Here is a 12704-nt window from a genome sequence, read left to right as displayed (position 1 = left end):
AGGCGATTTCGATTTTTGTGATCCATAGTGAAGCCATCAGGCGGCCCCAATAAAGTCAAATTTGAAACGTCTAACCGTCTTAAGTGTCCTGCGGTTGTGTTTGGTTGTGAGTTCGCGGGCTGAAGCCCTGGTTATCTATGCCGCAATAAACGAGTAGAATGGGCGGGAAGAAATGAGCCACAACCAGGCGGTCGGCGCAACGCACGACGAACCTCAAATCGAAGGATTGCAGCCAGGCGCAAAGCTGCTGCGCGGACAGTATGAAATCCTCCGGTTCCTAAGCAACGGCGGGTTTGGGATCACCTATCTCGCGCGCGATAGTCTGGATCGCGATGTGGTCATCAAAGAATGCTATCCGGGGGCGCTCTGTCAGCGGAATGGTGATCTGGTCGAACCTGCCAACCCTGACCACAAAGAAGACCTGCGCTCCATTATCGACCTGTTCATTCAGGAAGCACGCAACCATGCGCGGCTGGTTCATCCCAACATCGTCGACGTGCATCAGGTGTTTGAGGACAACGACACCGCTTATATCGCGATGGACCTGATCCGCGGATGCGATCTTCTGGATTATGTCGAAAAACCCGAAAACAAGAGCGGACCGGACTTTATCGTTCAGGTCACCGAAAAAATGCTGTCTGCGGTGTCGTTCATTCACCAAAGCGGCATGCTACATCGCGATATTTCACCCGACAATATCCTGATCGATGAGAATGGCGAACCCATCCTGATCGACTTTGGCGCAGCACGCGAGCAGGCGGCACACAAGTCAGCGGCGCTATTGACGCTGCGCGTGATTAAGGACGGGTACTCGCCGCACGAATTTTATGTGCGTGGCGCGGATCAGGGCCCCAGCAGTGACCTCTATGTACTGGCTGCAACGCTGTATCATGCGATCAGCGGCGAGCGACCGATTGATGGCCAGACACGTTTGAATGCGTTCAACAACGGCCAAGACGATCCTTATGAACCGCTGACAGGGCGATTCAAAGGTTATCCTGACGGGTTCCTTGAGGCGATCGACAAAGCAATGGAAGTGCACGCCACTGACCGTGTGCAAACCGCATTGGACTGGCTGCGTATGTTCCGTGGTCCCGGTGTGATGTTCGACAGTTTCGCGTATCGCCCTGTTTCGGTCATTGTTGGCATGGATCGCAAAGACGAAGAGGCCGAAAAAGAACGGATCAAAGCCGAAAGCGAGAATGCGGAGGCCGTCGTGACCGCGCTGCTGGCCGGGAACTCTGATCTGGCCCTCGGGAACGAGGAAAAAACGGAAGACACTCTTGCTAAATTTGCACCTCAGGACGAGGCCGTTGCTGCAGTCGACACCGTTGTAAAAAGCGGCTCGGGCGGCAGTGGCAAGATGATCGCGGGTATCGCGATTGTATTGGCGGCTCTGGCAGGAGGTGGATACTTCGTAATGCCGGGCGATCAGCAATCGCCCGAGGCAACTCCGGTGACTGCAGAGGTTCCGACTACTCCGGTGCCCGCAGAAGCAGCTCCGGAACCCGTCGAGCAGACCGCCGAAGCCACAACAGAGCCGCAACAGGCCGAAGTCGCTTTGGCATCAGAACCAGAAGCGGCGCAAGAACAACCTGTCGAGCAGGCTAATGAGGTGCCGGAAGCCGCCATTGTGTCAGAGCAGCAACCCGAAGAAATCGCTTTGGTGGAACCTGAAGTGACGGAACCTACGGTTGAAGACATCACACCCATCGCACCTGCGACGCCGGTAAATCTAGCCGAAAACCAGGTCGCATTTGGGCACTGGGATATTGAGATTCCATTCACGATGTCCAAGCGTCGCAGCTCGACCGGGAGTGTCATTGCCATCAATGGATTGAACGCCGGTCAAGATAGGTCGGTGATCGGGGATTGGGTCGAACGGGGCGCTACGATTTTTACTCTGAATGGTGAACCTATTCGTCCGGACACAACGCTTGCATCGTATGTTCTAGATAATTTCTCGGTCGATCCAGACGGGTATATCCGTGTAGCAGCGCGCTATCGCAGTCTGGGCGAAACACGCGCGCAGAATGGATTGCTGGCCCTGCCCGCCTTCCGCAGTTTTGGCCTTCTGAACGGTTATTCGTTTGATGTGGCTCATGCGGGCGAGGCAGGTTGGCAAACCGTCGTCGCATCTGTTCCGGAAGAAGTTGCTGGCAGTTTGCAGCGGGGGGATGTGCTGCTGCGCGAAACACAGACTGGTGTCTCGATCAATGAGCCCGAAAGTCTGGACGGCATCCTTGCTCAACTTGTTTCCGACAACCAACCCGAGGCGCGCCTAAGCATTCTGCGCAACGGAGCTGAAAGTACTGCGGTCATGCAACTAACGCAGGAGTGATCGCCCAGTTGATGTGACTATCGCCAGTTTCAGTGTGCTGGGGGTGCCGCCCATCGCGTCACCCCGTCGGGGACCAACCCGTCGCGACGTAAATGTTTCTCTGTTTCCTCTTCATCAGTGCCCTGCGCCTACGGCGAAGCGGTTTGTAGCAGTCCCGCGGGTAAAACCCCGCATCAGAAATCAAAGAAGGTGACGACACCATGTTCAAATACAAAAGCCCTCTGAGCCGGCTTCTAGAAGGTGCCGGAAAACCGAAAGAAGAAGATGCGGTGGAAACCGAAACCGAAACCGTTGCGGAAGCGGTCGAAACAGAAAACGCTGCTCCGATTGCGGATTTCAACGCCCTGCGCGCGGCCCTTGCGGGTGGAAACGTTAGCTCGGACAGCTACGAGGAAGCAGACGAACTGATCCCCGAAGAACCGATGCCCGAGTTTTCGGAAGACCAGATCGAAGATCAGGCGACCGAAGAAGAAGTGGCCGAGGTTCAAGAGGTCGAAGAAGATGAACAGATTGTCACGCTTCATCTGACTGCGGAAGACGAGGTTCAGGACGATGAACCCGAAGTCACCGTAGAAGAACCAGACGCCATCGAACCTGAAGTCGTATCCGAAGTTGCGGGCGAGGTGGAAATCGTCGCAGAACCCACACCGGAACCGGAGTCTGTTGATGTAACCCCGGAACCCGCCATGGTCGCACCTGCACCTGCACCTGCACCGGCTGAAGATCGGCGTTCTCGTGTGAAGACGACGTTTTTGGGTTTCGAGCGTGCAGACACGCATGTTCAGGAGCTGATGGAAACAGCTGAGCCTGTTGAAAAGACAGAAGCGGCCGAACAGACATTCCCGGTTGGCTGGCTGGTTGTGACCGCCGGACCGGGCCGGGGTGCCGCGATTACCTTGACCGAGGGATTGATGCAGATCGGTCGGAACGACGATCAGGCTATTCAGCTGGATTTCGGCGACACCGGGATCTCTCGCAGCAATCACGCCGTCATCGCATATGACCCAGAGGACCGGAAATGCTATCTGGGCCATGGCGGCAAGGCCAACTTGGTGCGCCTGAATGGCAAGCCTGTGCTCAGCACCATAGCCTTGTCCAGCGGCGATCTGATCCGGATCAGCGAAACCTCGATCCGCTTCACCGCTTTCTGTGATGACGGCTTTGACTGGCGGGATGCCGATTAATGCTGGCGACTCCTGCATATGATATTGCCCTGATCCTGGACCAGGGTCAGCGCGACTCGCAGGAAGACGCGATTGCTGCGCGGGTCTCTGACGCGGCAGACGCGGGTTATGTCGTGATTGCCGACGGTATGGGCGGCCATGAAGCGGGCGAAGTCGCTTCGCAGTTGGTCATTTCAGCCTGGCGCGATGCGATGGATGCCCAGTTGGATGGGCCCGACCTTGCTGAGAGCGCACTGCTCGACGCTCTGCCGTTGGCCGCAATGCAGGCCAACGCCGCTATGGCGAGCCATAGTGAGGAAAACGAGGTCAATCTGGGCTCCACCCTTCTGGGCATGTTGATGCTGGATCAACGCGTATTCTGGATCTCGATCGGTGACAGTCCACTTTACCTGTTCCGCAATGATGCCCTGTCACAGGTCAACGAAGATCACTCGATGGCCCCGGTGATCGACGAACAGCTCGCGCAAGGATTACTGAGCGCGGAAGAGGCGCAGGGCCATCCGGATCGTAACCAACTGACTTCGGTGATCATGGGGGCTGCGATTCCAAAAGTGGATTGTCCGGAACAACCATTGGCGCTGATTGCGGCAGATGTACTGATCCTTGGCAGTGATGGTCTGCAATATCTCGGCAATTCCGAGATCGAAACGCTGGTGCGTACGCATATTCATTCCCCGGCTCGCGATATTGCTGATGCGCTGCTTCAAGCACTGCATGCAAAGGCAGACCCGGATCAGGACAACATTTCAATCGCCGTGGTCAAACCGGCACAGACTTAGACAGGCAGTGAAACAGGACAAAATGCGAAACCATCTTATCATATCCACCCTCGCTCTTGCTGCTGCAACAGGTGCAGCATCGGCGCAAGAGGCGTGTTCGACTTATGAAATCCAGCCCGGTGACAGCTTGCGGGAACTGGCAATTGCCGTCTACGCGACGGAAGATTACCGGGTCATCTATGATGCGAACCGGGATACGATCGGGTCGAACCCCAATATCATTCGCGTCGGTGATGTTCTGACTTTCCCTTGTCTTGAAGATATCGGGCGCGCGGCGCAACTGCCGGATACCGAAGCTGGCCGCATGGCTGCCGAAATGGCCTCGGAACTGGTCAAAGCTGCCGAGGAACGGGCTGAAAAAGCCATTGCCGAGGCCGAAGCCCGCGTGGCCGCTGCAGAGGCCGAAGCTAAAAAGACCAGCGAAGAAGCCGTAATCGCGGCCAAGGCTGCGGCCAAGAAAGAGATCGAAGCAGCGCGTGCGGAAGGTGCCGCATTGATCCGCAACGCGGATGGTGGCGAAAGCCCTGAAATTCGTGACCGTCAGATTTTGTTGATCACGGGTGGTAACTACGCCCCGTTTACGGATGAAGCGCTGCCAAATCGTGGGCTTTATACCAACCTGGTTGAAACCGCGATGCTGCGGGCCGCGCCCGAGCAGTCCTACAAGATTCAGTTCGTTAATGACTGGTCGTCGCATCTGGACCTATTGATGCCGACTCTCGCCTTTGACGCCACATTCCCTTGGTCGCGGCCGAACTGTGAACAAGCCGCTACGTTGTCGGAAAATGATCGTTCACGGTGCGAAACCTATAATTTCTCAAACCCATTCTACGAGGTCGTTGATACGTTCTTCGCAAAAAGCGGTTCGGGTTACGAAGAGACTCTGACTTATGCAGATTTCGCGGGCACAACGATTTGTAGGCCGGAAGGTTGGTCATTGTCGCATATGGATGCAGTTGGTCTTTACGAGCCTGCAATCACTTTGATGCGCCCCGTTTCACCCGATGATTGTTTTCGCGCAGTCATGGATGGCACAGCCGATATTGTCGCGATCGAAGCGCATCTGGCGGTCGAAGCAATCGGGCGTCTGGGCTACGAACATCAGATCATCGAAAACCCCAACCTAGCGGCAATCAAGTCGCTTAACGTCATGACCCACAAAGATAATCCGGATGGGGAAGCGATCCTTGAGACGCTCAACCAGGGTCTGGCGATCATGCAACAATCAGGCGAGTGGCGCGACATCGTATCTACCGCACTGCGCTATCAAATGGAAAATGGCTAAGGCCTTGATTGGCCCAACGAAACAAAGTCTGGAGGAAGTGGACATGTTTAACAAGAAATTGAAGAAAGCAGTACTGTCGGCATCAGCCTTCACCGCCCTGAGCGCAGGTGCAGCCGCCGCTCAAGAGGCCTGCTCCAACTATACGGTTCAGGATGGTGACACATTGGCGACCATCGCCATTGCCGCCTACGGCACCTCAAACTATCAGCCGATCTTTAACGCTAACCGCAATGCAATCACCAATCCCGGTTCGCTAACCCCCGGTCTGGTACTGGCGCTGCCCTGTGAGGATGGCAGCCTGCCCAACGGTCAGAGCGCGCAAGAACTGATCGCGGCAGAAGAACAACGTGCTGCAAGCGTCAAGCGCTCGAATGTCTACGCGCCTCCGATCAAGATGGTCGCTGGCAACGGTTGGGAACCGTTCACTACTGAAGATCTGAGCGGCGGTGGCATCATGACCCGTCTGGCGACGACAAGCCTTCAGCGTGCTGGTAACAGCCGCGATTTCTCGGTCAGCTTTGTAGATGACTGGAGTTCGCATCTGGACACACTGTTGCCACTGGGTGCGTTTGATATTTCGATCGCGTGGACTGTACCGGATTGTACCAACCGCTCATATGAGTGGTCTGCAGAGACCGAAGCCCGGTGTACCCAATTTGTCGCTTCTGTTCCGGTATATGACATTGTCGGAGGTTTCTTCACTTTGCCTGAAAGCGAATACGCAAAGGCGACAGATTTCTCCGACCTTGAGGGCTCGACCGTTTGCCGCATGGCAGGCTGGAGCATGGTGGTGCTGGAAGAACAAGGGCTGAACCGCGAGAACACAACCGTGGTCCAACCCAATTCGGCTCGCGAATGTCTCGATGCCGTATTGACCGGTACGGCAGACGTGGCTGCATTCGAAGTTGATCTGTTTGCCTCGACAATGAAAGATATGGGTTTGACCTCGGCGGATATTGTTGAGAACCCGTATGTCTCGACACTGTCTTCGATGAGCTTCCTTGCACACCGCACCAATCCATTCGCGCGCGAGTACATCGCGATGATGAACAAGGGTTTGATCGAGATGCGCGAATCCGGCGAATGGTACGCGATTATTTCCGACACGCTGCGCGAACAAAATGAAAAGCTGAACGCAGCATCAAACTAATCCCTCGGTCGTTATGACCTTTCTTAGGGGCCGGTCTTCGGACTGGCCCTTTTTTTGTCGGTGGGTCAGAATCTTCAATGATAACGGCAAAGCCAACTGACTAGGCCTCAGACGTGGCGCAGTCAGCATTTGGTCTTATTTGCACATACATAATGACTATTTTTATCCTTAATCGCTCATAAAAGGCGGCCGTCTACGGGAATTCCCGAATATTCAGCGTGAACGATAAGCGTAGGATGAACTCAACTGCACCGGTGAGGCGTAAGCCCCGCCACTCACTCAGAAAGAGGCTGGCTATGGGGGCTGGCCTTTTTCTTTTTCAGGGCATGAAAAAACCGGCCCTCTTCGGACCGGTTTCTTTTTAGGCGTTTATGCAACCCTTGGCTTATCCGATGATCGCATTCAGGGTCGCACTTGGACGCATCACCGCAGCCGCTTTGGCCGGATCAGTGTGGTAGTATCCACCCAGATCGGCGGGTGCGCCCTGCGCTGCCGCCAACTCGGACAAAATCTGTTCTTCTTTGTCCGCCAACTCTTTCGCGAGCGGTGCAAACTCGGCGGCAAGCCCAGCATCATCGGATTGCCCCGCCAAAGCTTCGGCCCAGTAACGAGCGAACCAGTAGTGGCTATCGCGGTTATCCGGCTGGCCGACTTTGCGGCTGGGTGACTTGTTGTTATCCAAAATTCCCTGCGTGGCAGCCTCGGCAGCGGCGCCCAGGACGCCCGCTTTGGCGTTGCCCTTGCTGTCAGCGAGGAAGTTCAGGGATTCTCCGAGCGCACAGAATTCACCCATGGAGTCCCAGCGCAAGTGGTTTTCTTCAACCAGTTGCTGAACATGTTTCGGCGCCGAACCACCTGCACCGGTTTCGAACAGACCGCCGCCATTCATCAGTTTAACGATTGATAGCATCTTGGCCGACGTCCCCAGTTCGAGGATCGGGAACAAGTCGGTCAGATAATCCCGCAATACGTTACCGGTGATGGCGATGCTGTCCTTGCCCGCCGTGATAGTTTCCAGCGACTGGCGGGTTGCTTCACGCGGGGCCATAGTCAAGAACTTGTCGGCCACGCCTGCAGCTTCAAGCGCTGGTTTGACATACTTGATCAGCTCGGCGTCATGTGCGCGGTTGGCATCCAGCCAAAAGATCGCCTCGGACCCGGTCAGGCGCTGACGGTCCATCGCCAGCTGGATCCAGTTCTCGATCGGGGCCTTCTTGACGGTGCAGGCGCGCCAGATGTCGCCCTTTTCGACGTCATGGGAATGCAGCGTTTCGCCATTGGCCAGAACGATACGGATTGTACCATCTGCGGGCGCTTCAAACGTCGTCGGGTGCGAGCCGTACTCCTCGGCCTTCTGCGCCATCAATCCAACGTTGGCGACGGCTCCTGCGGTGGCTGGGTTCAGTGCACCATTGGCTTTGAAGAAGTTGATGGCCTCATCATACACCGGTGCATAGCAACGGTCAGGGATCACACAGTTAGTATCGCCCTTGGCGCCGGTTTCGTCCCAACCCTTGCCGCCAGCACGGATCACTGCGGGCATCGAGGCGTCGATGATAACATCAGACGGGACATGCAGGTTGGTGATGCCACGGTCCGAATCCACCATATACATCGACGGACGATCCCCTTTGATCGCATTGATTGCGGCGACGATGTCTGCGTTGCCCTGAACCCGCTCAAGCAGGTCCCCCAGACCCGAGTTCGGGTTTACACCCAGTGCGTCCAGCTCTGCACCGAATTTTTCGAACACGGGGGCAAGCCACGCCTTGACTGCATAGCCGAAGATAATCGGGTCACTGACCTTCATCATCGTCGCCTTCATGTGCAGCGAGAACATGGTGCCGTCTTTCTTGGTGTCCTCAATGGCTTCGGTCAGGAACGACGACAGCGCCTTGACCGACATGAATGTTGCGTCGGCCACAGTTCCTTCGGCCAGTGGCCAAGCGTCTTTCAGAACCGTAACGCTGCCATCTTTGCCCACAAACTCAATCTTGGCATCGCCGGCTTGCGCCGCAGTGATCGTTGCCGATTTCTCATTGGCGTAAAAATCATTGCCCGGCATCGAAGACACTTTGGTCTTGCTGTCCGCGCTCCACTCTCCCATCGAATGAGGGTTCTTCTGGGCATAGTTCTTCACAGCGCGCGCTGCGCGGCGATCGCTGTTGCCTTCGCGCAGGACCGGGTTCACGGCCGAACCCTTGATGGCGTCATAACGCGCACGGATCGCCTTTTCGTCGTCCGTCGAAGGCTCCTCGGGGTAGTTCGGAATGTCATAACCCTGTGATTGCAGCTCTTCGATGGCAGCCACCAGCTGGGGCACCGACGCCGAAATGTTGGGCAGTTTAATGACATTTGCGTCCGGTGTTTTCACCAGCTCACCTAACGCGGCCAGATCATCCGTAATACGCTGTTCGTCTGTCAGATTCTCGGGGAAGGTCGCGATAATGCGCCCGGCCAGCGAAATGTCTTTGGTTCCGACGCTGACACCGGCTGCTGACGCAAACTTGCGGATAATGGGCAGGAACGAGGCGCTCGCCAGCTCGGGCGCTTCGTCTACAATGGTATACAATACGTCGAAGTTCGATTTTTCTGCCATATTCCCTTACCTTTTTTAAGCCTTTCAGGGGCGTGCGATCCAAGAGCATGTGCCGCCGTGACATAGGCACCAATCCCAAAGGGGACATGACGGCCCCACGGGTAACTCTGATTTGACAGGGCCTCCCTTAAATGAGGATTGGCTTGGGATCAATCGTATTGAGCGGCGCAAATTGACACGGGTCGAATTAGTTTGGGCTATTGAGTGATATCACACACCCGGAAACACCAACTCAAATCGCGTACCCGTCTTGGAAGGCACCAGCAAAATCCGCCCGCCATGTGCCCCCAACAGGTTTGTAACGATGGTCAGGCCCATCCCGGTCCCTCCCTTCTCACGCGCGGTTGTGAAGAATGGGTTGAAGATGCGGTCCCGATTACCGTCGGATATGCCGGAACCATCGTCTTGGACAACCAATCGACCGAGTTCTGCGTGCAGGACCACCTGCCTTGCCCCGTGACGGCGTGCATTATCCAGAAGATGTTGCAAGGCAATTTTCAGGCCAGAGGCTGCAAGGTTCAATGCCTGATCGCCGCCTTCTATGCTGATGTCCAATTCGGGAAACGACGCGCGCAACTGATCGGCAAGATCGTTCAGGCTTGCCTCCCCATGATGTTCCGGCACTCGTGCCTGTGCAACCGTGTTAAGAGCGCTGAGCTGCGTTTGCATCTGATCGCTTGCGCCCAATATCTGTTGCAGCAATGCGTGATCCTGGTCCGAGAGCGTTTCGGCCTCGGCCAACAAATCTCCTGCCGCACGGATCGCGGTGACAGGGGTTTTCAACTCATGCGTGACATGATCTGCAAAGACGCGGATCGAAGCTTCGCGCCGTTGCAGCGTATCCGCCATGCTCAGAACCGAACCGGCGAGGCGCGACAGTTCTTGTGTACCGTAGTGATCGGGCGGCTCGGCGCGTTGCCATTGTTCAATGGCCCCTGAATAGGTCGCCAGCGACGTTATGGGGCGGAGCAGAAGCCGAACCATAAGGTATCCGACTACTCCGGTCGCACATCCGATCACGATCGCCAGCAAGCCCGCAGCGTTTCGAAACCCGATCTCAGGTCCAAGATACCGCAGCGCGATCAGACCCAGCAGAGACAGGGCGAGCGTACCCGCGAGACCTCCGCCAAGAACAAAACCCAGCGAAGGGCGCCATTTGCGTCTCAGCCCGGCCATGCACCCATCCGCAATCCGATCCCATGCACGGTTTCGATGGCACCGGCCCAGCCCTGATCCCCCAACTTGCGTCGTAAGTTCCGCAAATGACTATCCAGTGTCCTATCCGAGACCGGACTGCCTGCGCCATAAATCGCATCAACCAATTGTGGTCGCGAGACGATGGCGGCGGGCGTTTGCATCAGGCGACGCAAAATCGACAGCTCGGTTGCGGTTAAGGCAAGCGCATTGCCGTCGACCCGAACCAAATGCGCAGACACATCCATTTCAACCGGGCCATACCGCAGGAGAAGCTCTGCAGCACCCGGTTTGCTGCGTTTCAGGATGGCTTTGATCCGCGCAACCAACTCTCGGGGGCTGAAAGGTTTGGTCACGTAATCATCCGCTCCCAACTCGAGGCCCAAAATGCGATCAATCTCGTCATCAAGCGCGGTCAGGAACAAGATTGGTACGTTCGAGCGTGCCCGCAAGCGGCGGCAAACCTCAAGCCCATCAATCTCAGGCAGGCCGACATCCAGCACGACAAGATCAGGCGCTTCCCGCATCGCGTGGGTTAGCGCCATTTGGCCATCGCGGGCGGTAACCGTCTGGTAGCCCGCGCGCTCAAGCGTGATCGAGACCAGCTCTCGCAGGCGTGGATCATCATCCACGACGAGGATTTTCATCTACCTTCTCCGGCATGGGTTCGACGGCCAGATTACGGATCACCCGATCTGCGCGAAAGCCCCAATTCCTCCAATTGTCGACGACCGGAGGGGTTGCGCAAGCGCGTACCCGTTTGTCCTTCAGCAACTCTGCCGCCGCCATCTCATTGAGCTGACATGCGTAGTAGGCATCAAACCGTAGCGGATTTTCCAGATTCCAACGGGCGATTAAGGCTGAAAAATTCACGAAGCAGCATGCATAGAGCACGCCAATCCCCAGGACCGCAGATCGCAGCAATAACCAACGGTTCGATTTACCCTGTAAAATTTGCCAACCGGTCAGACACAAGCCCACAGCAACCAGCGCCATCCAGATTGCCGCATGAACACGCAAATAGGTCAGCCCGTAGAAATCAACGTAAAGCGACAGGCGCATCAGCGATGAGATCACCAGCAGTACATTCTGCGCCAGCCACAGCATCATCCATCTTGTCAGCCCCTGCCGCTCGTTCAGATAGGGTCGCGCGGCCAAGGCAAATGCGCCCGCCAGCAAAGCTGTGACCAAGAGTGGGTATGCCCCGCGATGAGCATATTCAGCATAGGTCATCCCCTCGGGCAACTTGGCATTGCCCCAGAGAAAGACCATGTCCATCCCAGTTTGCACCGCCAGCAGCAAGTTGAACACCATTAGCGCATTGGCAACGGATTGGGCATTCAAGCCAAAGGCAGGCAATGGGCGCTTGCGTCCGGGGCCAAATCGGGGGGTAAGCAAGTCAGGCCGCAAGGTGACCGCAAGAAAGGGCCAGATCGTGATTGCCGCCCCGATCCAGAATAGCAGTCGGTCGAACCGCATATCAAATCGCCAAATCCGATCGATCCAATCAGACAAGACCGGATTGGCCGCAACCATCAGCGAAGCAAGGATCAGTGCGCCTCCGATCGGGAAACTCCAGTTGCGCAGTGCACGAAGGGTAACCCCGTCAACGCGGGAAACCGAATGACCTTTCTGAACCGCCTCTATCCCGTGTCTGAGCGCCAATATTGGAAACAGAGACAGAAACCGGCGAACCGAAGCGACCTCATGATTGCCCAGCACGGCCCAACACAGCGCAATGGTCGATCCACCCAGCAAGAAAGCTACGGACAGGGCTTGAACATATTCCACCACCGGAAGAATGCTAAGCAGCAAAAGAAGGGCTGGCCCGACAAGTCCACCACGGCGGCGCAGCAAGGCAAATACTACAGCGGAAACCGCCAACGTAAAGAGTGCGATTGAAAGGCCAGGAGAATGGTCGAAAAACAGAAAATCGGCGAGCGCAACCAGAAACACCAAACCCAAAAAAGCGTGGCGATTGCTGGGTTCCGCTAAGCCATCGGCTCGGTTTGCGCCTCGATCAGGGGTGTCCAGCCACCAACTATCTTGTAAAACTGATGCCGGTACGCCGCGCACGATGAACTGTCCCATAAAACTGCTCCTTGTTTATGCTGGTTCTGTCTGGCCTAGGCAGGTGCAGATCACCGCGTAAGGGTCGTGCATTTTTTGTGC

General features: G+C 56.2%; 9 protein-coding genes. 5 read left to right on the top strand and 4 right to left on the bottom strand.

What is annotated here, in order from left to right:
• Nucleotides 1-172 precede the first annotated feature (172 nt).
• The 5 genes from ACR0NM_RS08285 to ACR0NM_RS08265 all read left to right on the top strand — a co-directional run bounded on the left by ACR0NM_RS08285 (nt 173) and on the right by ACR0NM_RS08265 (nt 6739).
• On the top strand, nt 173-2341 hold the full coding sequence (locus ACR0NM_RS08285; RefSeq protein WP_480614046.1) for a serine/threonine protein kinase: 2169 nt from the start codon (nt 173-175) through the stop codon (nt 2339-2341).
• 200 nt (nt 2342-2541) lie between these two features.
• The gene (locus tag ACR0NM_RS08280; RefSeq protein WP_170663469.1) at nt 2542-3525 is read left to right on the top strand and encodes an FHA domain-containing protein; all 984 of its coding nucleotides are present in this window, start codon (nt 2542-2544) and stop codon (nt 3523-3525) included.
• The gene (locus tag ACR0NM_RS08275; RefSeq protein ID WP_170393913.1) at nt 3525-4304 is read left to right on the top strand and encodes a PP2C family protein-serine/threonine phosphatase; all 780 of its coding nucleotides are present in this window, start codon (nt 3525-3527) and stop codon (nt 4302-4304) included. The genes ACR0NM_RS08280 and ACR0NM_RS08275 overlap by 1 nt, the downstream gene beginning before the upstream one ends.
• Nucleotides 4305-4326: 22 nt before the next feature.
• Entirely contained in the window at nt 4327-5589 is a 1263-nt protein-coding gene (locus ACR0NM_RS08270) for a transporter substrate-binding domain-containing protein (protein ID WP_170625684.1), read from the top strand.
• Between the two features lie 43 nt (nt 5590-5632).
• Complete coding sequence (locus tag ACR0NM_RS08265; RefSeq protein ID WP_170393909.1) at nt 5633-6739, top strand: transporter substrate-binding domain-containing protein; 1107 nt, start codon at nt 5633-5635, stop codon at nt 6737-6739.
• A gap of 385 nt (nt 6740-7124) precedes the next feature.
• Here the strand turns inward: ACR0NM_RS08265 and ACR0NM_RS08260 are convergent, their stop codons facing one another.
• From ACR0NM_RS08260 to ACR0NM_RS08245, 4 genes are all read right to left on the bottom strand, one after another.
• Nucleotides 7125-9338, bottom strand: a complete 2214-nt coding sequence (locus ACR0NM_RS08260; RefSeq protein ID WP_170465585.1) for an NADP-dependent isocitrate dehydrogenase — start codon at nt 9336-9338, stop codon at nt 7125-7127.
• Between the two features lie 210 nt (nt 9339-9548).
• Complete coding sequence (locus tag ACR0NM_RS08255; protein WP_480614044.1) at nt 9549-10514, bottom strand: sensor histidine kinase; 966 nt, start codon at nt 10512-10514, stop codon at nt 9549-9551.
• The gene (locus ACR0NM_RS08250; protein ID WP_480614042.1) at nt 10502-11179 is read right to left on the bottom strand and encodes a response regulator transcription factor; all 678 of its coding nucleotides are present in this window, start codon (nt 11177-11179) and stop codon (nt 10502-10504) included. Before ACR0NM_RS08250 ends, ACR0NM_RS08255 begins: the two co-directional genes overlap by 13 nt.
• Nucleotides 11157-12623 carry a DUF4153 domain-containing protein gene (locus ACR0NM_RS08245; RefSeq protein WP_480614040.1) on the bottom strand — a complete coding sequence of 489 codons (1467 nt, stop codon included), beginning with the start codon at nt 12621-12623 and terminating at the stop codon, nt 11157-11159. Before ACR0NM_RS08245 ends, ACR0NM_RS08250 begins: the two co-directional genes overlap by 23 nt.
• Nucleotides 12624-12704: the final 81 nt, after the last annotated feature.

This window comes from Ruegeria sp. AF2, assembly GCF_056542025.1.
This window is presented reverse-complemented; position numbering and strand designations above follow the sequence as displayed.

Coding starts and splice junctions, on each gene's coding strand:
- ACR0NM_RS08285 (WP_480614046.1), top strand. CDS start 173: ATGAGCCACAACCAGGCGGTCGGCGCAACGCACGACGAACCTCAAATC.
- ACR0NM_RS08280 (WP_170663469.1), top strand. CDS start 2,542: ATGTTCAAATACAAAAGCCCTCTGAGCCGGCTTCTAGAAGGTGCCGGA.
- ACR0NM_RS08275 (WP_170393913.1), top strand. CDS start 3,525: ATGCTGGCGACTCCTGCATATGATATTGCCCTGATCCTGGACCAGGGT.
- ACR0NM_RS08270 (WP_170625684.1), top strand. CDS start 4,327: ATGCGAAACCATCTTATCATATCCACCCTCGCTCTTGCTGCTGCAACA.
- ACR0NM_RS08265 (WP_170393909.1), top strand. CDS start 5,633: ATGTTTAACAAGAAATTGAAGAAAGCAGTACTGTCGGCATCAGCCTTC.
- ACR0NM_RS08260 (WP_170465585.1), bottom strand. CDS start 9,338: ATGGCAGAAAAATCGAACTTCGACGTATTGTATACCATTGTAGACGAA.
- ACR0NM_RS08255 (WP_480614044.1), bottom strand. CDS start 10,514: ATGGCCGGGCTGAGACGCAAATGGCGCCCTTCGCTGGGTTTTGTTCTT.
- ACR0NM_RS08250 (WP_480614042.1), bottom strand. CDS start 11,179: ATGAAAATCCTCGTCGTGGATGATGATCCACGCCTGCGAGAGCTGGTC.
- ACR0NM_RS08245 (WP_480614040.1), bottom strand. CDS start 12,623: ATGGGACAGTTCATCGTGCGCGGCGTACCGGCATCAGTTTTACAAGAT.